We start from the raw sequence: 23,319 nt of genomic DNA on the forward strand, positions 1-23,319 counted from the left end.
GGGCGGGCTGGGTGCCCTTCGTGGACCGCGGGTTCCGCGAGGCGATCGCCGGCAGCCGTATCGCGATCCGCGCAACGGCGTGGGGCGACACGGCGAAGTCGATCCAGCGCAACCTCGTGCAGGGCACGCTCGACGAGCACCCGGCGGTGCGCTACCTCGTCGGCAATGCGCTGATGGCCGAGGCGGCGATCAGCGTGCTGCGCGAACGGGGGTTGCATGAGCGTGTCGGCATCGTCGCGACCTACTTCACGCCGGCGGTGTACCGGGGGATCCTGCGCGGCCGCATCCTCGCCGCACCGTCGGATGCGCCGGTGCTGCAGGGGCGGCTGTCGGTCGGGCAGGCGGTCGATCTGCTGGAGGGGCGGAAGGTCGCGCGCCATGTCGGTCCGCGCGTGCAGGTCGTCGACCGCGCGGCGCTCAAGCGCATCGATCTCGACGATTCGCTCGCACCGAGCACCTTCCTGCCGCAATTCCGCTACGAGCCGGCGGCGCAATAGAAAGGAAAGCCCGGCGCGAGGCCGGGCTGCGCGGGCAAACGCCCCGGCCGGGGCGTCGCCGCTTACATCGCCGCGGCGTCCTTCGCGTTCTTCTCGAGGAAGTCGAGCACGATCTTCTTCTGCGCCTCGTCGAGGCCGGCGCGCGGGAACATGCTCTGCGTGATGCCGTGCCACTGCTTCTTGGTGTAGTCGCCCGGTTCGCGCGGCACATGGCACAGCGTGCAGCGTTCGTAGAAGAGCTTCTCGCCCGGCGTCATGCTCGCCATGGTCGCGCCTTTCAGCGCAGCGGCGCGTTCGTACAGCTTCATGCCAGCTACATCGAGGCCGAGGCCGGCCACCTTCTCGAACGGGGGCGGCTCGTAGGCGCGGTTTTCCGACTCCGCATCGGTGCATTTCTTCAGGCTGGCGATGCAGGTGTTGGCGCTGGTCGCCTGGCTCAGGCCGCTGGAGGCGACGCTGGTCGTGATCATGTTGATCGCGCCGCTGTTGCAGCGTCCCTTGGAGTCGAGCTGGATCCAGTTGCCTTCCTCCAGGCTCACGACGCCCTTCATGATCTGGTCGGTCACCACCGCACCGGCAATCAGCGCACCGCGCTCGTTGTACAGCTCGACCAGGTCGCCGTCCTTGATGCCGTTGGCCTTGGCATCCTCCACGCTGATGCGCACGTGCTGGCGGCCCTTGACGTTCTCGTACTTGCGCACGTCGGCCTGCGCCATCTGCGAATGCACGCGGTTGAAGGGGTGCGGGCTGACGACGTGCACCTGGCCGGCCTTCGCATTGCCGAGGTATTCCGCGGGTTCGAGGAATTTCGGGATCGGCGGGCAGTCGGGCACCTTGAAGCTGGCGATCTCGGAGCAGTACAGCTCGATCTTGCCGGACTTGGTGTGAAGGGGATTCTTCTCCGGGTCGGTGTAGAAATCGCCGTGGCGCACCCATTTGCGCATCTTCTCGGGCACGTCGATCTTCACGATGCCCTTCTCCCAGAACTCGTCGAATGGCACCGTCGGGTTCGTACGGTCATAGGACTCGCGCAGGATCTGCGGCACGGTCTTGCCTTCCGAGAACTGGAAGCCGACGCCCATCAGGTCGCCGAGGCGGCGGAAGATCTCGAAGTCGTCGAGGCTCTCGCCGTAGGGCTGGATCACCTGGCGCATCGCGTAGATCTTGTCGTTGCTGTAGGTGCCGCCGGTGCTCATGTCGTCACGCTCCAGCGCGGAGGTCGCCGGCAGCACGATGTCGGCGAAGCGCGACGACGCGCACCACCACGGATCCTGGCAGATCACGGTGCGCACCTTCCTGTTCATCGCGCGCAGCAGCTCGTTCGTGTCCTGCTGGTGCGACATGAAGTTGTTGCCGGCGTTGTAGATGAGATGCACGTCGGGGTAGGTGTGCGTGGCGCCGTCGCGGGTGTATTGCTTGCCGGGGTTCAGCAGCATCTCGCTGATGCGCGAGGCCGGGCAGCGCGCCTTTACCGGGTTGCGGCCCTGCGACAGGCCGACCGGCATCGGGTGCGTCGATTGCGGCATGCCGCCGCCGCCGTAGTGCCAGCTGAAGCCCACGCCCTGGCCGGGCTTGCCGATCTTGCCGAGCATGGCGGCAAAGTTGATGATCGCCCAGTGCGTCATCTCGCCGTGGTGCGCGCGCTGCAGCGCCCAGGCACCGGCGAACTGCGTGCGCTTGGTGGCGAAAAGTTCGGCCAGCTCGACGATCTTCTGCGCCGGGATGCCGGTGATCTTTGACGCCCACTCGGGGGTCTTGGGCGGCGTGCCGTCGGCGTCCTTGCCCAGCAGGTAGGGCAGGAACTTGTCGAAGCCGACCGTGTACTTGTCGAGATAGGCCCTGTCGTACTTGCCCGTCGTATACACGTGGTAGGCCATCGCGAGAAACAGCGCGACGTCGGTGTTGGGGACGATCTTCACCCACTCCGAGCCGAGCGCCTCGTCGGTGGTCGTGTACTGCGGGTTGATCGAGATGAACTTCACGCCGCGGTCCTTGATAAGCTTCCAGCGCGGGAACATCTGGTGGTCGGCGACGGTGTATTCGATGCGGTTGTTCTTCCACGGGTCGCAGCCCACCCACACCATGACCTCGGTGTGCTCGGCCATCACTTCCCACGCCGTCTGCGGCGAATACACTTCCATGTCGCCGATGATGTGCGGCAGGCTGATCTGCGAGGCGCCGCCGGAGTAGTCGCCGGTGGTCACGGAATGGCCGCCGATGAGGCCGAAGAGGCGGCCCTGCAGCACCTGCGGGCGCAGCAGGCCGGCGTGCGACCAGCCGCCGTAGGAGCTGCTGAAGAGGGCCTCGTTGCCGTGCTGCTCGGCGGTGGTGAGGATCGCATTGGCGGTGATGGCGAGGATCTCGTCCCAGGTCACGCGCACGAAGGGCTCCTTGCCGCGCAGGTGGGGCTTGGTGTCGCCGGTGGGGTTGGCGAGGTAGGACTTGCGTACCATCGGGTACATCACGCGGGTCTTGTGATACACGCGGCTGATCAGGCCTTCGGTGAGCATCTTGGTCGGCATCGCGTCGATGTCGGCGAGGGGCTGCACGCCCACGAGCACGCCGTTCTTCACGACCGCCTTGAACGGGCCCCAGTGGCTCGCGCTCGGGATCACGACGGTATCGGCGCCAAACACTTCGCTCGCGCCGAACCACGCCAGCCCGTTCGCTGCCACGGCGGACGCGACGGACGCCTTCAGAAATTCCCTTCTCGACATGCTCATGATTGATCTCCCTACAGTGCCGGTTGCTCGAATGCCTTTTCCGACTCCAATGCTAGGGAACGCGGATGAACAGTCCGCGCCGTTTTGTCGATGGCGCGTGGAGATTCGTTAACCACTGTTAACAGCGCTCGCGCCCATTTACGGAAGCAGTGCCGCAATGGACGGAAAGTTCCATGCAGTCAAGGTGATGAGTAATTCGTGGGGTATTACAAAACCGCACGTCGATTCACCGTTCTCCGCGCCGCCGTTCATGTCGCCTCCCCATCATCCAATCCGAACGAGTCCGGTGAAGCACGCCGGATTCCGAACGATCCGTAACGATGTAAAGGGAGTGCACCATGAAAACCAGTTATTCGAAGATGCTGCTCGCCGGCGCTGCCGTGATGCTTGTGCAGGGGGCGTTCGCCGAGGACAAGCCGGTCGTGCTCGGCGGCACGGTCGGCGGTTCGGTGAAGTTCGCCACCGACTACGTGTTCCGCGGCGAATCCGAGACCGTCAGCGGCGAGATTCCCGCCGTCCAGGCCTCGCTGACGTGGACGCACTCGACCGGCGTCTACCTCGGGTACTTCGGCTCGACCAACAAGTTCGAGGGCTCGCCCGACATCTACGCGGTCGTTGGCCCCTACCTGGGCAAGTACGGCAGCATCGGTGACAGCGGCTTCAACTACAACGTGATGGCCTTCTCGTACCAGTATCCCGGGGCGAACCGCTACAACTACAGCGAGCTGTACATGTACCTCGACCGCAACTTCGGGCCGGTCAACCTGAAGCTGGAAGTCACGCCGACCCTCGACGACTGGTTCGGCGTGGATGGCTGGAAGGGCGTGAACTACGCGATCCATCCGAAAGTCGCGCTCGGCGACGGTTGGGGTGTCGACGGCTCCTTCGGCTACCAGGAACTGACCGGCCACGGCGCCGAGGGCTGGAAGCACTGGAACGTGGGCGTCACCAAGTCCATGTGGGGGCTCAACTTCGACCTGCGTTACCACGACACCGACGTCGACCGCAGCCACAAGGTCTACGGCAGTCGCGACGGGCGCAAGATCTTCAAGGAACGGGTGGTGTTCGCCGTGTCCAAGAGCTTCTGAGCGAGGCGGCCGCGCGCATGGCGTGCGCGGCCGCAAGCGTGCGGGAAACCATTCGTTGCAGCATGTGGTCATAGGGGCGTTATCCTTCAGCATTTTCCGCGCACCCGCATTCCCGCCGATGACCGACCCGACCTACGAGGCGTAACGCGCCGTCGCCACCGAGCTGGTGGCCCTGACCCTGCTCGCGGACGGCGTGCTCGCCAGCCGCGAGCTCGAGGCGCTCGACCGCCTCGGCATTCCCAAGCTGCTGGGCGTCGAGCGCGACACCCTGATCCAGGCCATCATCGACCACTGCCGCCGCCTGCTGCAGCGCCCCGAACGCGTCGATCCGGTGCGCATGCTCGACATCGAGCGTTTCGAGATGATGCTCGACCGCATCACCGATCCTGTCCTGCGGGAGATGGTGTGCCGCGCAATGCTGGTGCTGTCGAAAGCCGACGGCGTGATCTGCCTGCCCGAGCAGACGCTGCTGCGCGATACGCTGACGCGCTGGGGCATCCCGCTCGAGAAACTGCGCGACTGAGGCTTCCGCGGCGATACGGATTGCGTCCGGGGGGCACCGACGGACGCTGCCCGCGCGGACGATTGGTCGTATGATGGGCTGCAGCGCCGCTGCGTGCCTCGCCGGCGCGGGGTCGCAGGCCTGCGGGCGACCGGGGGAAGCATGTTCAGACTGACCCGTTATTTTTCGATCGCGAGCGGAATCGCCGTGCTGGTGCTTTCGCTGCTGTTCCTGTGGGGCTACCGCAGCAGCGAGATCGCCGAGCGCACGGAGATTTCGGGGACGCGCAACGAGCTGCTCGCGCGCACGGTCGCCAACGCGATCTGGCCGGAGTTCGGCCCCGCGCTGATGGCCTCGGAAGGGCGCGACGCGCTCGCGCTGCGCGAGCGCGAACTCACCGCGCGCCTGCGGGAGCGGATCCGCGAACTGGCGGCCGGCGTGCCGGTGATCAAGATCAAGGTGTATGACCTCAAGGGCACGGCGGTGTTTTCCACCGTGGTGCGCGAGATCGGCGAGGACAAGAGCGGCAATCCCGGTTTTCTGGCGGCGCGCAGCGGCGTGAAGATGAGCGAGCTCGTCTATCGCGGCCGCATGAGCGCGACCGAGGGCGAGATCGAGAACGTGAACGTGGTGTCGAGCTACATCCCGATCCGCCCCGATCCCGACGGGCAGGTGAAGGCGGTGTTCGAGCTGTACACCGACGTCTCGGGCGACATCCGCGAGATCGACAGCGATTCGTGGTGGCTGCTGCTGGCGATCGTGCTGGGCTTCGGAGCTCTCTACGCGGCGCTGCTGCTGGTCGTGGGCCGCGCCGACCGCATCCTGCGCCGGCAGTACGGGGCCTTGCGCGAGAACGAGGCCAGCATCCGCACGCAGAACGAGGCGCTCGAGGCCGCCAACCGACGCCTGCACATGGCCGCGAGCGTGTTCGAGCGCAGCATCGAGGGCATCGTCATCACCGATCCGGAGCAGCGCGTCATCGAGGTGAACCGCGCCTTCACCGAGATCACCGGTTACACCGCAGAGGAGGCGATCGGCGGGACGCCGCGCCTGCTCTCGTCGGGCTGGCACAACGAGGCCTTCTACCACGAGATGTGGAAGACGGTTAACGAGCGCGGCTACTGGCAGGGCGAAGTCACCAACCGGCGCAAGAGCGGCGAGATCTACCGCCAGTGGCTGACCCTGTGCGCGGACTACAACGAGCGGCAGGAGCTCGTGTACTACATCGGGATGTTCTATGACATCACCGAGAAGCGCCTGAGTGAGGAACGCATTGCGCACCTGGCCTATTACGATGCGCTGACCGGGCTGGCGAACCGGCGCCTGTTCGAGGACCGGCTGGAAAACGCCGTGCTGCTCGCGCGGCGGCAGAATTCCAGCCTCGCGGTGCTGTTCATCGACCTCGACCGCTTCAAGCCGGTGAACGACAGCCTCGGCCACAAGGCCGGCGATGCGCTGCTCAAGCAGGTAGCCGCGCGCCTGAGCGGCATCGTGCGCGATTGCGACACCACCGCGCGCCTGGGCGGCGACGAGTTCGGGGTGCTGCTCGCAGGCGACTCAGTGGACCGGCGTCAGGTCACCGCCGCGGTTGCCCAGCGCATCCTCGACGCCCTGTCCGCGCCCTTCCTAGTCGACGGGCGCGAGATCACGACCGGGGCGAGCATCGGCATCAGCTTCTACCCCGAGGACGGCAGCACGCCCGAAATGCTCACCAAGCATGCCGACGTCGCGATGTACCAGTCCAAGCGCGCCGGCCGTAACCGCTACCGTTTCTTCCTGCCGTCGATGAACGAGGGCGCGCTCGAGCGCCTCGGGATGGAGGAGGACCTGCGCCATGCGCTCGAGCGCGGCGAGTTCGAGCTGCACTTCCAGCTCAAGGTCGATACCGCCAGCGGCAACATGACCGGTGCCGAGGTGCTGCTGCGCTGGCACCAGCCCGAACGCGGCCTGGTGCCGCCCGCGGAGTTCATTCCGATTGCCGAGGAGACCGGACTGATCGTCGACATCGGCGCCTGGGTGCTGGAGCAGGCCTGCCGCAAGGTAGTCGAGTGGGGCGAGCGGCTGCCGGCGGGATTCCGCCTCGCGGTGAACCTCTCGATGCGGCAGCTGCAGGGCGATATCGACGAGGCCATGCGCGAAGCGCTCGCTGCGACCGGTGCCGACCCCGCGCGCATCGAACTCGAACTCACCGAGAGCATGCTGATGGAAGACACCGAGCGCGCGATCGGGCTGATGGACAGGCTCTCCGCGCAGGGCGTGCAGCTCGCGCTGGACGACTTCGGCACCGGCTATTCCTCGCTGTACTACCTCAAGCGCTTCCCGATCCACCGCCTGAAGATCGACCGCTCCTTCGTCAGCGAGCTGCCGCACGACCGCAGCTGCGCCGCGATCGTGCAGGCGACGATCGCGCTCGCGCGCAGCCTCGGGCTGGAAGTGATCGCGGAAGGGGTGGAGACGACCGACCAGCGCGACTTCCTGCGCGAGGCGGGCTGTCCGGAATGCCAGGGCTACCTGTTCGGATCGCCGGTGCCGGCGGAGGCCTTTGCGGCCCTGCTCGACGCGCGGCGGCAGGGGGTCGGGGCGTCGTGAGCGGGCGCGCAAACTTGCGGCCGTCGCGCCAGTCTACCTCAGGGGCGTTGCGGTAATATTGCGCACCTTCCGGTGCATGCGGCGCCGCCGCACGGAAGTCCGCCCGCCGGAGAGTCGTCCCGTAAATGCGTGTCCGAAAACTGCTCAAGCCTCTGGCGATTCTCGTCGGCTGCCTGCTGTACGCCTTGCCCGACTGGCTCACCGACGAGTTCGGCTCGGTAACCATCGACCAGGTGCTCTACCACCTGCGTTTCGGTACCGAAGGGCTGATGACGAGCGATCCCGAACTGACCCGCCGCTTCCTGTGGCGCGCGCTGGCGCTGCCGGTCGCGCTGGCGATGGTGCTGTGGGGGCTGGACGAATGGTTCCAGCGCCTGCGCGCGCATCCGGAGAAATGGCCGGTGCCGTGGCTGCGCCGCGGCTGGTACTGGTTGCGTGTGGGCATGCGCCGTTGCAGTCGCGCGTTGCTGCGCTTCATGCGCCACGGCGTGCCGCGGGCGATCCCTCTGGTGGTGCTCGGCGCCGGTGTCGCCTTCTTCATCGACAGCTTCTCGCTGGCGCGCTACGTGCGGGCCTACTTCGGCGAGGATTATTTCGCCGGCTCCTACGTCGATCCGGGCCGCGTGTCGGTCAAGCGCGGCAAGGAGCCGCCGAAGAACCTCGTGCTCATCTACGTCGAGAGCCTCGAGTCCACCTATTCCGACACCAACCTGTTCGGGCGCGACCTGCTGCACCGGCTCAACGCCTACAAGGGCAAGCCGCGCGTGGTGTCCTTCGACGACTACCGCGAGATGATGGGCGCGCACTTCACGATCGCCGGCATCGTCGCGACGCAGTGCGGGCTGCCGCTGAAGTCGGTGGCCCTGTTCGGCGGCAATGCCCAGGGCGAGCAGGTCGAGAGCTTCCTGCCGCGTGCGCGCTGCCTCGGCGACATCCTCGCCAGCAACGGCTATACCAACGTCTTCCTCAACGGCTCCAGCCTTGCCTTCGCCGGCGTCGGCAAGTTTTTCAAGGATCACCACTACGGCAAGGTGATGGGGCGCGAGGAATGGGTGAACCAGGGCGAACGGCCCGAGCTGATGAGCGGCTGGGGACTGTACGACGATGATCTCTTCCGCCACGCGCGCAGCGAGCTCGACCAGTTGATGAAGGCGCGCAAGCCCTTCAACCTCACCGTCCTCACGATCGACACGCATCACCCCTACGGACACCTGTCATCGGCCTGCGAACGCCAGGGGTATCAGGATTTCGAAGGCATCGTCGAATGCACCGCGGGGCAGGTCGCGGACTTCATCGAGTACATCAACAAGAAGGGCTGGTCGGATCGCATCGCGGTCGTGGTGCAGGGCGACCATCTCGCGATGGGCAACACCTCGTACGACAAGCTGGTGAAGAACCCGAACCGACGCGTGTATAACCTGCTGATCGGCGCAGACAAGAAGCTGGTGAAGAACACCGACGAGGTCACGCACTTCGACATGCTGCCGACGATGCTGCGGATGCTTGGCTTCGAGGTCGAGGGCGAGCGTGCCGGCCTCGGCTATGCGGCGATCGGCCCGGCCAGCGTGCCGCGCCCGCCTGATCGCATCGCGAAGATGACCGAGCAGCTGATGAACTACAGCGCGACCTACCGCGCGCTGTGGGATCTGCCGGTGATCGAGCCCGCGGCCACCGGCGCCGGCCCCGCCGACGTGGTCGTGACGCCGGTGCCGGTGCCACCGCGTCCACCCGCGCGCACGACCGTGCAGCGCGACATCGTGCACGATCGCTGAGCCTCGGGTACATCCGTTTGCCCTGAGCTTGTCGAAGGGGTCCGCCCGAATGGCCTTATCGGGTGGTGGCGCCGTGCCGCTTCAGGCGGCGTCCTGCGGGCGATTCACCTCGACCGAGATGTGGATGAGCTCCTCGTGCCGGGCGAGCGCGCGCTTGATCGCAGTGGGTGTGATCGCGGGGTCGCCGGTGAGCACGCTGACGATGGCGGCGAAACGGTTGCGACCGACGCGCCACACGTGCAGGTCCACGATGCGCGGCGCCTCGGGCCAGTGCGGGTGGCTCGCGAGCGCCTGGCGCACCTCCGCGACGACCGGGTGATCCATCTCGCGGTCGAGCAGCACGCGGCCGGTGTCGCGCAGCAGCCCGCGCGACCAGCGCGCGACCAGCGTCGCGCCGACGATGCCCATCACCGGGTCGAGCCAGTTCCAGCCGTACAGCATCCCCCCGAGCAGCGCGACGATCGCCAGCACCGAGGTCGCCGCGTCGACGACGACGTGCAGGTAGGCGGCGCGCAGGTTCAGGTCGTGATGGGGGTGGTCGTGGTCGCCATGAGCGTGGTCGTGCCCGCCGTGGGCATGGCCGTGATCGTGATGCTCGTGCCCGCCGTGCGCATGCTCGCCGGCATGGTTGAGGATCAGCGCGCATACGATATTCACGACCAGTCCGACCACCGCGACCGTGATCGCCTCGGGGAAGCGGATGTCCTGCGGCGCGAGCAGGCGCTCGACTGAGCCGATGACCATCGCGAGCGCGACGCCGACGAGGAAGATCGCGCTCGCGAAGCCGGCGAGGATTTCGATCTTCCACGTGCCGAAGGCGAAGCGCGGGTCGTCGGCGTAGCGCCGTGCGGCGGCGTAGGCGAGCGCCGAGAGGCCGATCGCGAGCGCGTGCGAGCTCATGTGCCAGCCGTCGGCGAGCAGCGCCATCGAGTTGAACCACCAGCCGGCGGCGATCTCGACCACCATCGTGATCGCCGTGATCAGCAGCACCAGGCGCGTGCCGCGTTCGCCCGCCGCGTTGCCGTCATGGAAGCGGTGGTTGGGGGTCCAGTATTGCGGGGATTCGGGAGACATGGGGCGCCGGCGGTGATCGCTATGTCATCAGTCTACATGCACCGCCAGCCATACGGTACCTTCGCCCGTCGATTCGACGCGGTGGCGGCGATGCGGGGCGATTGTGATCCAGTCGCCCGCGCGCATCTCGCGCCGTTCGCCGTCCGCGAACGCGAGTTCCGCCTCGCCTCGCACCACCATCACCCATTCGGCCTGCGCCTGGTCGTACCAGAAGCCGGGCGGGCTGGCGTGGGCGTGCGAGACGATGCGCTCGATGCGCGTGCCGGCGCGCTCGAAAAGGGTGTCGAAGCTTTCCTCGCCGCCGGGCGGCGGCAGATCTTCGAGGACGTTTCCGTGGTCGGGCATGGGGCGGACGGCGCTTCGCATGTTGGAGTCATTGATGTCCTCACCCTTGCTCCGGCTGTCGCAATGCTGGAGGCGCAGGGTTCGGGCCGAACGGAGGGCGGTGATTGCTGCCTCCGTACGATACCGTCGAATCGGGCTCTGCGCAGCATTTGCTGCGGCAGCCGGTACGACTGCCGATCCGGCGCCGCGGCCTCGTTGCGTTGTGTTGGTGGCTTCTCGCCCGTCTACGTGCTTGTACGTAGACGGGCGCGCAATCTCGCGAATTCCCCTGGGCTGCACCTGAATTTATGCTTCTTCAATTGAAAAAGGATTGATCGGCATATGCAATATTCAGCCTGTGCGCCATTCGCCATGACGAATTGGTTGGCCGCGGCGGTCGCCTCCGCCGCCCGTCGCTGGCGGTTCGCCGGCAGACTGCTGCTGGCGCTGCCGGCTGCCGCTGCGCATGCGGAGGCGCCCGCGGGAGCTCCCGTTGGCTGGATTTGCTGGTACGGGAAGGGGACCAGCGTCTCCTGTCGGCTGGAGCCGCCGGACGCGCTCGCGCCTGCGGTCGCCGATCCGCGGTCCGGGGAGTTCGACGCCGGCGTCTCAATGCCGCAGGGCAAACGTCCCTTGCCGCAGATCGCTCGCACCATCCTGCAGGAACCCGGGAAACTCGAGGGGAAGACGATTTCGATCCCGCTCTTTACCGAGTCGCACGACATGGATTTCGTGCACCAGCTTGCCGAAGCCGTGATGTGCGGGACGCGCAGGCTGTGCAGCGTGCGCTTTCTCCGTTCGCCGAGCGATATCGCCCTGGCGCTCGATGCCGCGGAAGATCCCGCGCTCAACTGAGCAAGAGCGGGCGGCGGCGAATCGGTGCCGTCCGGTCGCGCGACACGCCCCGAGTGCGTCGTGTCGCGCGACCCCGTCGCTGCCGTGGTCCGCCGCCTGGTGGCGAGGCATTGCGCGGCAACGACTCACCGCGCGGCATTCGCTTTTCCGCTTGTTCGCATACGTTGTTGCCGGTAGTGCCGATTCGAGCTGGCTGCTTTATGATGCAGCGCGAGTGTAACCAAATGTGAGCGTCGCCCGGGGGCTCCCCGTCCGCAACTGTGAACGCGCGGATCGCCGGACGGTGGCGCCACGCTCCTGCCATGTCCGCGACGCATGCGGATACAACAAGTACGGATCCGCGATGATTCCCCGATCGCTTGCCCGGATGCATGTCCGCCTGCTGCTGCTGGTCCTTGCTGCGGTCCTGCCGTCCATCGCGATCATCCTCGACATGGGGCTCGAACAGCGGCGCGAGGCCCGTGCCAGTTCGGAAAGGCTTGCGCTGGCTACGGCACGGCAAGTCGCGACGCGCCAGCGGGACATGGTGTCCTATGCGCACGCGGCACTGCAGGGGCTGGCGGAGGCGCCAGAAATAGGGGCGCTGCATTCGACGCGCGACTGCAGCCGCTGGCTTTCGCGCGTGGCCTCCCTCGGCGAACTCTACTCCGATCTCTTCGTCTTCGACCGCAGCGGCGAAATGCTCTGCAGCGCCAAGCCGGTCGCCGGGCGCGTCAACGTCGCGGATCGCGCCTACTTCCGCCGCGCCGTCGAGCGGCGCGACTTCGCGATCGGCGAATTCATTGTCAGCCGCCTGACGGGGCGGCCGATCGTGGTGTTCGCCCATCCGGTATTCGACGAGCACGATGACATTTCTGCCATCGTGGCGCTCGTGGCAGAGCCGCCGAAATTCGAATCGCTGCTGCGCGACCAGTGGCTGCCGGACGGCTCGGTGGTGACGATCGTCGACAGCGAGGGCGCGATCCTCGCCCGTCTGCCCGATCCGGATGCGCTGGCGGGGCGCACGATCCCGGAGCTGGCCGAATTCAAGGCTGCCATTGTGGAGGACCGCGAAGCGCTCTTCGAGTCGGTCTGGCTCGATCAGGTGCCGCGCGCAACGGCGATCGTGCCGGTGCTCAGCGTCCACGGCGACCTGTACGTGCGCGTGGGCATTCCAACCGCGCTGGCCCAAGCGCAGGCTGCGCAGGTGTTGCGGCACAATCTCCTGCTGGCCCTCGCGCTGACCGCGCTTGTGTCGGCACTCGGCTGGGTCGCGGCGCAGCGGCTGGTGCTGCGTCGGGTGCGTGATCTTGCGGACACGGCGCGGCGCATTGGCGCCGGGGAGCTGCAGGCCCGTTGTGCGCTGCCGCCGGATGGCGGCGAGCTGGGGGAGCTTGGCGGCACGCTGGACGACATGGCGGCGCAAATCGAGGAATCGATGACGCGACTGCGAACCGCCGCGGAGGAAATCCGTCTGCGCAACAGCGCCATCGACGCCAGCCGCAACGGGCTGATGATCTACCGTTATGCGTCGCCGGGATGTGTCGTCAGCGCCAATCCGGCATTGCTCGCCTTGTTGGCGATCACCCCTGCGGACCTCCACGCCGCCGATTTGTCCGACCTCGGCCGCCGCGGTTTCGAACCGGGTGCATGGGAGCAGCTCGAGGGACTGCTCGCGGCGCGGCGCGAAGGCGAGGTCGCGCTGCGCCTGACGCGCGCGGAGGAGGATGTCGTCTGGCTCGAGGCCGGCGTGAGCCTGGTGGCAAGCGACGGGCAGGGTGCCGACCACGCGGTGATCGAATTCCGCGATGTCACGGAGCGGCTCCGCCATGAGGAGCAACTTGCCCATCGGGCGAACCATGATGCGCTGACCGGCCTGCCCAACCGCAACCTGCTGCTCGACCGCCTGCAGCAGGTCCTCGCCCATGCGGCGCGCAATGACGCCTTCTTCGTGCTGTGGCTGAACGTGGATCGCTTCAAGGTCGTGCATGACAGTTTCGGCCGTGCGGTCGCCGACGCGACGCTCGCGGACATCGCGCGCCGCCTCGCGGTGGCCGCGCAAGGCTGCAGCACGGTGGCGCGCATGACGAACGACGAGTTCGTGCTCCTCGCCGATCAGCTGCCGGGCCGGCAGGCCGTGGTGTCGCTGGCCAACCGCCTACTGGAGGCGGTGCGGCAGCCGATCATGGCCGGCGGTGAGGAGTTGCACCTGACCGCCAGCATCGGGGTAGCCGAGTGCGGTGACGCCGGACAGGACGCGGACGCCCTGCTGCGCAACGCCTGCGTGGCGATGAATCGCGCCAAGGAGACGGGGCGCGACACCGTCTGCTTCTACGACGCGACCATGAATGCCCGGGCCGCGCCGCGGCTGCGTCTCGAACTCGAATTGCGGCGGGCCGTCGAGCGGGACGAGTTGTATCTGGAGTACCAGCCCAAGGTCGATCTGCTGACGGGCGCGGTGGTCGGCTGCGAAGCGCTGTGCCGCTGGCGGCATGCGGAACTCGGCATGGTGTCGCCGGGCGAATTCATCCCCGTGGCCGAGGAAAGCGGCCTGATCCTGCCGATCGGGCACTGGGTGCTCGAATCCGCCTGTGCAAGGATGCGCGACTGGCTCGATACCGGGGTGGCATGCCCGCGCGTGGCGGTGAATGTGTCGGCGCTGCAGTTCCTGCGCGACGATCTGGTCGCGGAAGTGTCGGCCCTGCTGTCGCGCTTCCGCCTGGACGGGGGAACGCTGATGCTGGAGATCACCGAAAGCACCCTGATGCGCGAGCCGGAACGGGCGATCAAGATGATGCGGAGCCTTAAGGCCCTCGGCGTCCGGCTCGCGATCGACGATTTCGGCACCGGCTATTCCTCACTCGGCATGCTGAAGCGCTTTCCGCTCGATTACCTCAAGATCGATCGCGCCTTCATCACCGATCTGACGACAAACGCAAGCGATGCGGCCATCGCCGTTTCCATCATTGCGCTCGCCCGCAGCCTCAATCTGCGCGTGATCGCCGAAGGGGTCGAGACCGAGGGGCAAATGTTGTACCTGCGCGGGCGCGGCTGCGACGAGATGCAGGGCTGCCACTTCTCGCCGCCGCTCGCCCCGGAGTCCTTCGCAGACATGCTGGCCGGCGGACGGACGATGCCCCTGCCGGTGCAGAAGGATCTGCCCGAACGCACCCTGCTGCTCGTCGATGACGAGCCGTCGATCCAGTCGGCCGTGCGCCGCATCCTGCGGCGGGAGGGGTATACCTTGCTGTTTGCCGCCAATCCCGCCGAAGCGCTGGAACTGCTCGCGCGCCATCCGGTGGGCGTCGTGATCTCCGATTTCCGCATGCCGGGCATGGACGGCGTGCAGTTTCTCGACAAGGTCAGGGGGCTGTATCCGCAGTCGGTGCGCATGATCCTGTCCGGCTATGCCGATGTCGAGATGATCACCGGCGCGATCAACCGCGGCGCGGTCTTCCGCTTCCTGCACAAGCCGTGGGACGACCGCGAGCTGCTGGAGGCGGTGCGCGACGCGTTCGAGCGCTTCGAGCTGGAGGTGGTCGCGATTGCGCCGTGAGCGCGGGATCATCGCGGGCATCGCAGGGATGCACCGCCGCCGACCCTGCTGCCGGTCGGTGGCGCAGCGCATGTCCTGAAACGATCGCCGGGCGGAGGCGGACCCGAACACGCGCAATAACGCGCGGCATCCGCGAGCCCTGTCTGCGTCAGCTGCGCCGCTTCAACTCGAACAGTGGCACGACCTCGGGCAGAACCATGGCGGGGCGGTCGGCTTCGGCCTCGGTGAGCGGCTCGCAGGGTTTCAGCGTCGTGAGGCTGCGCGCGGCGAGGTCGTGGTAGCAGCGCGTGCCTTCGACCTTCCAGTCCATCTCCTGCCGCGTCAGCGTGCGTACGACCTTGGCCGGCACGCCGGCGACCAGCACCTGAGGCGGAATCTCCATGCCGGCCTTGACGAAGCTGCAAGCGGCCACGATCGACGATTCACCGATCACCGCGCGGTCCATCACGACGGCATTCATGCCGACCAGCGCGTTGCGCCCGACGTGGCAACTGTGCAGGATCGCGCCGTGGCCGACGTGGCCGTTCTCCTCGACCAGGGTGTCGATGCCGGGGAAGCCATGCATCACGCAGCAGTCCTGCACGTTGGCGCCTTCGCGCAGGATGATGGGGCCGAAGTCGCCGCGCAGGCTCGCGAGCGGGGCGACGTAGCAGCGCGCGCCGATGTGGACGTCGCCGACCAGCACGGCGTCGGGGTGCACGTAGGCGCTCGGGTGGACGACCGGGCGCAGGCCGTCGATCTCGTAGCAGGGCATGTCGGGGTTCCGCAGACGAAACGGGGCGCCGCGGCGCCCCTTGTTCTTATGGTGGAGTGTCGCGCGGCTTATTCGACGTGGTGGCGCCGCTGCACAACGCGGAAGCGGTTGGCGACGAAGGCGCTGTCCGACAGGCTCGCGTTCGCCGCCGGGTTCATGCCGACGCCGTGGTAGTCGGAGAAACCCGCCGACTGGTTCACGAACACGCCGCCGGTGAGGTTGATCGACAGCGCGACGCCAGCGCGCCAGGTCGCCTCGGTCATCGCGTCGACCACTTCCGGCTTCGTCGTGTAGAGGCCGACCGTGAGCGCGCCGTGCTCGCGCACGATGCGCTCCGAGAGGGTCACCGCCGCGGCGCCGTCGGCGACCTTGACGACGAAGGCGATGGGGCCGAAGCGTTCTTCCATGTAGGCCTTCTCGTCGGCGGCATCGCACGCCAGCAGCAGCGGGCTGCGCACTTCGGCGCCGGGGAACTCGGCGTGCTCGATCTTCGTCGAGGCGCGCACGACGCGGCCGTGGGCGGGCGCTTCCGCGATGCGCGCAAGGGTGTCGGGCGACTGGATCGCGCCCAGCACCGCGGTGGCGACTGCCGGGTCGGCGAGGAACTTGTCGATGGAGGTGGCGAGATCCGCGCACACCTCGTCATAGCTCTTGCGGCCCTGGTCGGTGTCGATGCCGTCGGCCGGGACGAGGATCGCCTGGGTGGTCGTGCACATCTGGCCCGAGTACAGGCACAGCGTGAAGGCGAGGTTCCTGAGCATCGCCTTGTACTGGTCGGTCGATTCGATGACGACGTTATTCACGCCGGCGAGCTCGGCATACACCTGCGCCTGCTTCGCGTTGCTGATCAGCCACTGGCCGAAGGCGTTGCCGCCGGTGAAATCGATCGACTTCACGGCCGGATGGGTCGCGAGCGCCTGCGTCGCTTCGTGTTTGTCGAAGGCCGCCAGCGTGACGAGGTTGGGGTCGAGGCCGGCTTCCGCCAGCACCTCGCGCGCGATGCGCACCGTGATCGCGGCGGGCAGGATGGCGTTCTGGTGTGGCTTGACGATGACCGGGTTGCCGGTCGCGAGCGCGGCGAAGAGGCCGGGATAGGTGTTCCAGGTCGGGAAGGTGCCGCACCCGATCACCAGCGCGACGCCGCGGCCGACGATCTCGAAGTGCTTCTTCATCTTCAGCGGCGGGTTCTTGCCCTGCGGTTTCTCCCACACGGTCTCGTGCGGGATGAACTTCATCTCGCGATACGCGTAGGCGACGGCCTCGAGGCCACGGTCCTGCGCGTGCGGGCCGCCCGCCTGGAAGGCCATCATCCAGCCCTGGCCGGTGGTGAGCATCACCGCGTGGGCGATCTCGAAGCTGCGCTTGTTGAGGCGCTCGAGGATCTCCAGGCACACCCCGGCGCGGCCCTGCGCGCCGATGCGCTGCCAGCCGGGCATCGCCGCGTGCGCGGCGTCTATGAGCGCCTGACCGTCGCACACCGGATAGCGCACGCCCAGCTCGACGCCATAGGGCGAGCGCTCGCTCGCCATCCAGCCGCTACGGCCGGGCTGGCCGAGGTCGAAATCCTGGCCGAAGCAGGCCTCGACGGCGCGGCGCCCGTCGTCCTGCGCCGTCTCCCCGTACACCTTGGGGCTGGGCATCTCGGGGTAGGGCGTCCAGTAGCCGCGGGCGTGGATCGCCTGGACGGCGGCTTCGAGGGTCGCGTGGTGCTTGTCGAACAGCTGGGCGGGCGTGATGCTGGACGTGACGTTGGACATCGAGGGTCTCCTCTGGTGGCGGGGCGGGGCTTCTGCGGCCCCTGCGGATCGGCGTTGCTGACCTTGTTATAGCGGCTGGTGCGTTGCTGCGCTGCGGCGAAGCTTGTCAAGCAAAAAACTGTTGTCTTTTGATCTGGATCAAGCTTACTATTGATTGACCGGTCGGTCAAACAAAGGCCGGACTACAAAGAAAGCTCGGAATACCGGGCGCAGACCCCCGCCGACAGGAGGCCATGAAGCCTGCCGGGCGATCCGAAGAAGGAGACTCTGCACAAGCGCCGCGCGCCGGTGTTTGTGCAGAGGGATGACAGGAGGAGACATGAGCGGCACCGATTGGAGCATGCAGGGCGAGACGATTCGTCTCGACGTGGTCGAGGGCGTGGCGACGCTGACCTTGAACCGTCCCGATCGCCTGAATTCGTTCACGAGCCGGATGCACGAGGAAGTGCGCGGGGCGCTGGCGAAGGTGAAGGAAGGCCGTGCGGCAGGTGTGGTGCGCGTGCTGGTGCTCACCGGTGCGGGTCGCGGCTTCTGTGCCGGGCAGGACCTGTCGGACCGGGCGGTTGCGCCGGGTGCGGCGCCGGTGGACTTGGGCGAATCGGTCGAGAAGAACTACAAGCCCCTGGTGCTCGCGCTGCGCAGTCTCGAGCTGCCGGTGATAGCGGCCGTGAATGGCGTGGCGGCCGGCGCGGGCGCGAGCATCGCGCTCGCCTGCGACCTTGTGTTCGCGGCGCGCTCGGCGAGCTTCATCCAGTCCTTCAGCAAGCTCGGCGTGGTGCCCGACACGGGCGGCAGCTGGATCCTGCCGCGCCTGGTCGGACCGGCGCGCGCGATGGGCATGGCCTTGCTGGGCGAGAAGCTGTCGGCCGAGCAGGCGGAGAGCTGGGGCCTGATCTGGAAGTGCGTCGATGACGAGGCGCTGATTCCGACCGTGCAGCAGGTTGCTACGGGCCTCGCGAAAGGGCCGACTTTCGGCTACGCGAAGACCAAGCAGGCGATCTGGGCGAGCTCGACCAACGACTTCGAGACCCAGCTCAACCTCGAGCGCGACCTGATGACGGTGTGCGGCAATTCGAACGACTACCGCGAAGGCGTCGCCGCATTCATGGAAAAGCGCAATCCGAATTTCAAGGGTGACTGAATGAGCGCACTCACCCGGGATGTGAAGATCGTCGTGATCGGTGCCGGCGCGATGGGCAGCGGCATCGCCCAGGTCGCGGCGCGCGCGGGTCACACCGTGTACCTGTACGACGGCCGCAGCGAGGCGATCGCCGCCGGGCGCGCGGCGATCGAGAAGGACCTGAAGTTCCTCGTCGCGAAGAACCGTCTCGACGGGGCCGAAGCCACGGCGACGCTGGAGCGCGTCGTGCCCGTCGCGGCACTGGCCGAGGCGGCCGATGCGGGCCTCGCGATCGAGGCGATCGTCGAGAACCTGGACGTGAAGCGCAAGCTCTTCGCCGAGCTCGAAAGCCTGCTCGGTGCGGACGCGATCATCGCCAGCAACACCTCGTCGCTGTCGATCAATGCGATGGCGGCGGGTCTCGCCCGTCCGGGCCGGCTCGCGGGCCTGCACTTCTTCAACCCCGCGCCGCGCATGGCGCTGGTCGAGGTGGTGTCGGGGCTGACGACCGACCGCGAGGTCGCCGAAACCCTCTACGCGACGGCGCGAGCCTGGGGCAAGGTGCCCGTGCATGCGGCTTCCACCCCGGGCTTCATCGTGAATCGTGTCGCGCGCCCCTACTATGCCGAGGCGCTGCGCGTGCTTGCCGAGCACGAGGCGGAGCCCGCGACGCTGGATGCGATCCTGCGCGAGGGCTGCGGCTTCGCGATGGGCCCCTTCGAGCTGATGGACCTGATCGGCCACGACGTGAACTTCGCGGTCACGAAGTCGGTGTTCGAGGCCTATTTCTGCGACCGCCGCTTCGCCCCGAGCCCGTTCCAGCAGGAGCTCGTCGCCGCCGGCCGGCTCGGTCGCAAGAGCGGGCGCGGCATCTATGAATATGGCGAACTCGCGGCGAAGGCCGTGCCGCAGGACGAAGCGCCGCAGGACGGCGAGCCGCGCGTCACCGTGGTCGGCGACATCGGCGCGGCCGCGCCCTTGCTCGCGCGCCTGGAAGCGGCCGGCATCGAGGTGCGGCGCGAGTCCGGCATGCACGGCAAGCGCGGCTGGATGCAGATCGGCGCCGCGCGCGTCGCGCTCACCGACGGCCGCACGGCGACGCTGCGCGCGGCCGAGGAACGCCAGCCGAACCTGGTGCTGTTCGACCTGTGTCTCGACTACTCGACCAGCACCCGCATCGCGCTGACGCGCGCCGACCAGTGCGGTCTGGGCGCGCTGCGCGTGGTCACCGGCACCTTCCAGAAGGCCGGCTTCAAGGTCAGCGTGATCGACGACGTCGCCGGGCTGATCGCGCTGCGCACCGTCGCGATGCTCGCGAACGAGGCCGCCGACGCGGTGCTGCAGCGGGTGGCGAGCGCGCGCGACGTCGATACCGCGATGCGCCACGGCACCAACTACCCCAAGGGCGGCCCGCTCGCGTGGGCCGACCAGCTCGGCGCGGGATTCGTCGTCGAGGTGCTGGCGAACCTCCAGGAGCACTACGGCGAGGAGCGCTACCGCGTGTCGCCGCTCTTGCGCCGCAAGGCCTGCAACGGGGAGGCGATGTATGACTGAGGCGGGCTATCGCGATCTCACGAACGGGCTCGATCCCCAGCTCGTCGCCGAGCGCGTGCGCGACGGCATGTCGGAGAACGACCGCGTGCTCCACGCCAACGGCATCCGCTTCGAGGCGATCGGCCCCGGTTACGCGAAGGTGACGATGACGGTGCGCGAGGACATGCTCAACGGCTTCGACATCTGCCACGGCGGTTTCATCACGCTGCTCGCCGACACGGCCTTCGCCTATGCGTGCAACAGCGGCAACGAGCAGACCGTGGCGTCCGGCATCAGCCTCGACTTCATGGCGCCGGGGCGTCCCGGGGAGGTGCTGTGCGCCGAGGCGAAGGAAGTGTTCGCCGCCGGTCGTACCGGCGTGTACGACATCAGCGTCACCAACCCGAAGGGCGAGCTGATCGCGGTGATGCGCGGCAAGTCCTATCGGCTGAAGGGAAGGGCGGTCGTCGAGTTGTGAAATGAATGGCGTTTGACGCGGGTCACCCGGGATTCCCCAGCTTCGGGGAATAATTCCGGCCTCATATGAAATCCGCGCAAACCGAAGAAACCAGGAGGAGAGAGAGCAATGCCCGTAAAGACCCCGTCGCCCGGCGATCTGGAACCGATCGAGAAGGCCAGCCAGGACGAACTGCGCGCCCTGCAGCTCGAGCGCCTGAAGTGGAGCGTGCGCCACGCCTACGAGAACGTGCCGCACTACCGCAAGGCCTTCGACGCCAAGGGTGTGCACCCGGACGACCTGAAGTCGCTCGCGGACCTCGCGAAGTTTCCCTTCACCGCGAAGGGCGACCTGCGCGACAACTACCCCTTCGGCATGTTCGCAGTGCCGCGCGAGAAGGTCGCGCGCGTGCATGCGTCGTCCGGCACCACCGGCAAGCCGACGGTGGTGGGCTACACGCTGAAGGACATCGACACCTGGGCGACGGTCGTCGCGCGCTCGATCCGCGCTTCGGGCGGGCGCGCCGGCGACATGGTGCATATCGCGTACGGGTACGGGCTGTTCACCGGTGGGCTGGGCGCGCACTACGGCGCCGAGAAGCTCGGCTGCACGGTGGTGCCGATGTCCGGCGGCCAGACCGAGAAGCAGATCCAGCTGATCCAGGACTTCAAGCCCGACATCATCATGGTGACGCCGTCCTACATGCTCACGGTGCTCGACGAGATGGAGCGCATGGGCATCGATCCGCATCAGACCTCGCTGAAGGTCGGCATCTTCGGCGCCGAGCCGTGGACGCAGGCGATGCGCGCGGCGATGGAGGCGCGCGCCGGCATCGACGCGGTCGACATCTACGGCCTGTCGGAGGTGATGGGGCCGGGGGTGGCCAACGAGTGCATCGAGGCCAAGGACGGCCCAGTGATCTGGGAAGACCACTTTTACCCCGAGATCATCGACCCGCATACGGGCGAAGTGCTGCCGGACGGCTCCGAGGGCGAGCTGGTGTTCACCACGCTGACCAAGGAAGCGATGCCGGTGATCCGCTACCGCACCCGCGACCTCACGCGCCTGCTGCCGCCGACCGCACGCAGCATGCGCCGCATGGCGAAGATCACCGGGCGCTCGGACGACATGCTGATCATCCGCGGCGTGAACCTCTTCCCGACCCAGGTCGAGGAGCTGATCTGCAAGAACCCGAAGCTCGCGCCGCAGTACCTGCTGGAGGTCGACAAGGACGGCCACATGGACACCCTTACCGTGAAGGTCGAGATCAATCCGGAGGCCAACGTCGGTCGCCACCCGGAGCAGAAGGAAGCGCTCGCGAAGGAGCTCCAGCACGACATCAAGACCTTCATCGGCGTGTCGGCGAAGGTGCATGTGTGCGAGCCCTTCGCGATCGAGCGTGTGACGATCGGCAAGGCCAAGCGGGTGGTGGATCGCCGGCCGAAGGAGTGATCCGTGGTGGGAGCGTTGTGTTGTAGCAGGGCTGTGTTGCGGGAGTTCTCTGTTGTGGGAGCGGCTTCAGCCGCGAAGCAGCGTTCCTGCAGCCTGACGCGCCCATTCGCGGCTGAAGCCGCTCCCACGAAAACCCCGGCATTCCCGAATGGGGCAACTCCCACGCAAAGACAGGCATTCTGAGGCCGCTCCCGCAGAGGAGCGTGCCGCAGGGACAAGGAAGGAGGAGACAAAAACATGTACACCCAAGCACTGGACATCCCGCAGCAGAACGCCGAGAAGGCGCCGCGCGCGGTCGAGAATCCCGCCTACCAGGCCGAGTTCGACGCCAAGATCGATGCCGGCGGCTACATCGAGGCCAAGGACTGGATGCCCGAGGCCTACCGCAAGACGCTCGTGCGCCAGATCAGCCAGCACGCGCATTCCGAGATCGTCGGCATGCTGCCCGAGGGCAACTGGATCACGCGGGCGCCGACCCTGAAGCGCAAGGCGATCCTGCTCGCGAAGGTGCAGGACGAGGGTGGCCACGGCCTCTACCTCTACGCCGCGGCCGAGACGTTGGGCGTGTCGCGCGACGAACTGCTCGACGCGTTGCACACGGGCAAGGCCAAGTACAGCTCGATCTTCAACTACCCGACGCTCACCTGGGCGGACATCGGCGTGATCGGCTGGCTGGTCGACGGCGCCGCGATCATGAACCAGATCCCACTGTGCAAGTGCAGCTACGGCCCCTACGCCCGCGCGATGGTGCGCATCTGCAAGGAGGAATCCTTCCATCAGCGCCAGGGCTACGACCTGCTGCTGACGATGATGAAGGGCACCCAGGAGCAGCGCGAGATGGTGCAGGACGCCGTGAATCGCTGGTGGTGGCCGTCGATCATGATGTTCGGCCCGCACGACAAGGATTCCGTGCATTCGGGCCAGAGCGCGCGCTGGGGCATCAAGCGCATCTCCAACGACGACCTGCGCCAGAAGTTCGTCGACGCCACCGTGAAGCAGGCCGAGGTGCTGGGCGTGACGATGCCCGATCCGGAGCTGAAGTGGAACGAGGAACGCGGCCACTACGACTTCGGCGCGATCGACTGGGACGAGTTCTGGAACGTGGTGAACGGCCACGGCCAGGGCAACGTCGACCGCCTGGCCGCGCGCGTGAAGGCGTGGGAGGACGGCGCCTGGGTGCGCGAGGCCGCGCTCGAGCACGAGCGCAAGCGCGCCGCGCGCGAGCACCAGGCCGCGTGACAGATATTCATCGAACACACCGATAGAAAGGGCGGCTCCGGCCAGCCC

16 protein-coding genes and 1 pseudogene are annotated in these 23,319 nt (G+C 67.2%); 12 read left to right on the top strand and 5 right to left on the bottom strand.

Translation table 11 applies throughout. The annotated features are described in order from the left end of the window. Window positions 1-497, top strand: a pseudogene (locus GO615_RS23030) (TMAO reductase system periplasmic protein TorT); the annotation flags it as partial. A 62-nt stretch (window positions 498-559) separates the two neighbouring features. Here the strand turns inward: GO615_RS23030 and GO615_RS23035 are convergent. Continuing rightward, on the bottom strand, window positions 560-3,220 hold the full coding sequence (locus GO615_RS23035; RefSeq protein WP_169132222.1) for a molybdopterin-dependent oxidoreductase: 2,661 nt from the start codon (window positions 3,218-3,220) through the stop codon (window positions 560-562). A 338-nt stretch (window positions 3,221-3,558) separates the two neighbouring features. On the opposite strand from GO615_RS23035, the gene GO615_RS23040 reads away from it, so the two are divergent. From GO615_RS23040 to GO615_RS23055, 4 genes are all read left to right on the top strand, one after another. Further along, complete coding sequence (locus GO615_RS23040) at window positions 3,559-4,308, top strand: TorF family putative porin (protein WP_169132223.1); 750 nt, start codon at window positions 3,559-3,561, stop codon at window positions 4,306-4,308. A gap of 166 nt (window positions 4,309-4,474) precedes the next feature. Beyond that, complete coding sequence (locus tag GO615_RS23045; protein ID WP_169132224.1) at window positions 4,475-4,831, top strand: tellurite resistance TerB family protein; 357 nt, start codon at window positions 4,475-4,477, stop codon at window positions 4,829-4,831. 141 nt (window positions 4,832-4,972) lie between these two features. Next, window positions 4,973-7,399, top strand: a complete 2,427-nt coding sequence (locus GO615_RS23050) for a putative bifunctional diguanylate cyclase/phosphodiesterase (protein ID WP_169132225.1) — start codon at window positions 4,973-4,975, stop codon at window positions 7,397-7,399. A gap of 125 nt (window positions 7,400-7,524) precedes the next feature. Continuing rightward, on the top strand, window positions 7,525-9,171 hold the full coding sequence (locus GO615_RS23055; RefSeq protein WP_169132226.1) for a sulfatase-like hydrolase/transferase: 1,647 nt from the start codon (window positions 7,525-7,527) through the stop codon (window positions 9,169-9,171). A gap of 81 nt (window positions 9,172-9,252) precedes the next feature. Here the strand turns inward: GO615_RS23055 and dmeF are convergent, their stop codons facing one another. Together dmeF and GO615_RS23065 are read right to left on the bottom strand one after the other, a co-directional pair. Next, window positions 9,253-10,245 carry a CDF family Co(II)/Ni(II) efflux transporter DmeF gene (gene dmeF / locus GO615_RS23060; RefSeq protein WP_169132227.1) on the bottom strand — a complete coding sequence of 331 codons (993 nt, stop codon included), beginning with the start codon at window positions 10,243-10,245 and terminating at the stop codon, window positions 9,253-9,255. Between the two features lie 27 nt (window positions 10,246-10,272). Then, on the bottom strand, window positions 10,273-10,590 hold the full coding sequence (locus tag GO615_RS23065; RefSeq protein ID WP_169132243.1) for a cupin domain-containing protein: 318 nt from the start codon (window positions 10,588-10,590) through the stop codon (window positions 10,273-10,275). 363 nt (window positions 10,591-10,953) lie between these two features. Here GO615_RS23065 and GO615_RS23070 point away from each other — a divergent pair, with 363 nt between their 5' ends. Both GO615_RS23070 and GO615_RS23075 read left to right on the top strand, forming a co-directional pair. Further along, the gene (locus GO615_RS23070; protein WP_169132228.1) at window positions 10,954-11,424 is read left to right on the top strand and encodes a hypothetical protein; all 471 of its coding nucleotides are present in this window, start codon (window positions 10,954-10,956) and stop codon (window positions 11,422-11,424) included. Window positions 11,425-11,767: 343 nt separating this feature from the next. Beyond that, entirely contained in the window at window positions 11,768-14,959 is a 3,192-nt protein-coding gene (locus GO615_RS23075; RefSeq protein ID WP_169132229.1) for an EAL domain-containing protein, read from the top strand. Between the two features lie 148 nt (window positions 14,960-15,107). On the opposite strand, the gene paaY is transcribed toward GO615_RS23075, so the two are convergent. Together paaY and paaN are read right to left on the bottom strand one after the other, a co-directional pair. Continuing rightward, window positions 15,108-15,713, bottom strand: coding sequence for a phenylacetic acid degradation protein PaaY (gene paaY / locus GO615_RS23080; RefSeq protein ID WP_169132230.1), 606 nt, complete (start codon window positions 15,711-15,713; stop codon window positions 15,108-15,110). A gap of 68 nt (window positions 15,714-15,781) precedes the next feature. Then, the gene (gene paaN / locus GO615_RS23085) at window positions 15,782-17,470 is read right to left on the bottom strand and encodes a phenylacetic acid degradation protein PaaN (RefSeq protein ID WP_169132231.1); all 1,689 of its coding nucleotides are present in this window, start codon (window positions 17,468-17,470) and stop codon (window positions 15,782-15,784) included. A 340-nt stretch (window positions 17,471-17,810) separates the two neighbouring features. Here paaN and paaG point away from each other — a divergent pair, with 340 nt between their 5' ends. The 5 genes from paaG (at window position 17,811) to paaA (ending at window position 23,271) form a co-directional block, all read left to right on the top strand. After that, on the top strand, window positions 17,811-18,611 hold the full coding sequence (paaG, locus tag GO615_RS23090) for a 2-(1,2-epoxy-1,2-dihydrophenyl)acetyl-CoA isomerase PaaG (protein WP_169132244.1): 801 nt from the start codon (window positions 17,811-17,813) through the stop codon (window positions 18,609-18,611). Next, on the top strand, window positions 18,612-20,144 hold the full coding sequence (gene paaH / locus GO615_RS23095; protein ID WP_169132232.1) for a 3-hydroxyacyl-CoA dehydrogenase PaaH: 1,533 nt from the start codon (window positions 18,612-18,614) through the stop codon (window positions 20,142-20,144). Next, window positions 20,137-20,601 (top strand): hydroxyphenylacetyl-CoA thioesterase PaaI, encoded by a 465-nt coding sequence (paaI, locus tag GO615_RS23100; RefSeq protein WP_169132233.1) that lies wholly within the window; start codon window positions 20,137-20,139, stop codon window positions 20,599-20,601. Before paaH ends, paaI begins: the two co-directional genes overlap by 8 nt. A gap of 108 nt (window positions 20,602-20,709) precedes the next feature. Then, the gene (gene paaK, locus GO615_RS23105) at window positions 20,710-22,032 is read left to right on the top strand and encodes a phenylacetate--CoA ligase PaaK (protein ID WP_169132234.1); all 1,323 of its coding nucleotides are present in this window, start codon (window positions 20,710-20,712) and stop codon (window positions 22,030-22,032) included. Window positions 22,033-22,269: 237 nt separating this feature from the next. Beyond that, window positions 22,270-23,271, top strand: coding sequence for a 1,2-phenylacetyl-CoA epoxidase subunit PaaA (gene paaA / locus GO615_RS23110; protein ID WP_169132235.1), 1,002 nt, complete (start codon window positions 22,270-22,272; stop codon window positions 23,269-23,271). Window positions 23,272-23,319 lie beyond the last annotated feature (48 nt).

The organism is Aromatoleum evansii (genome assembly GCF_012910805.1).
Taxonomy (GTDB): domain Bacteria; phylum Pseudomonadota; class Gammaproteobacteria; order Burkholderiales; family Rhodocyclaceae; genus Aromatoleum; species Aromatoleum evansii.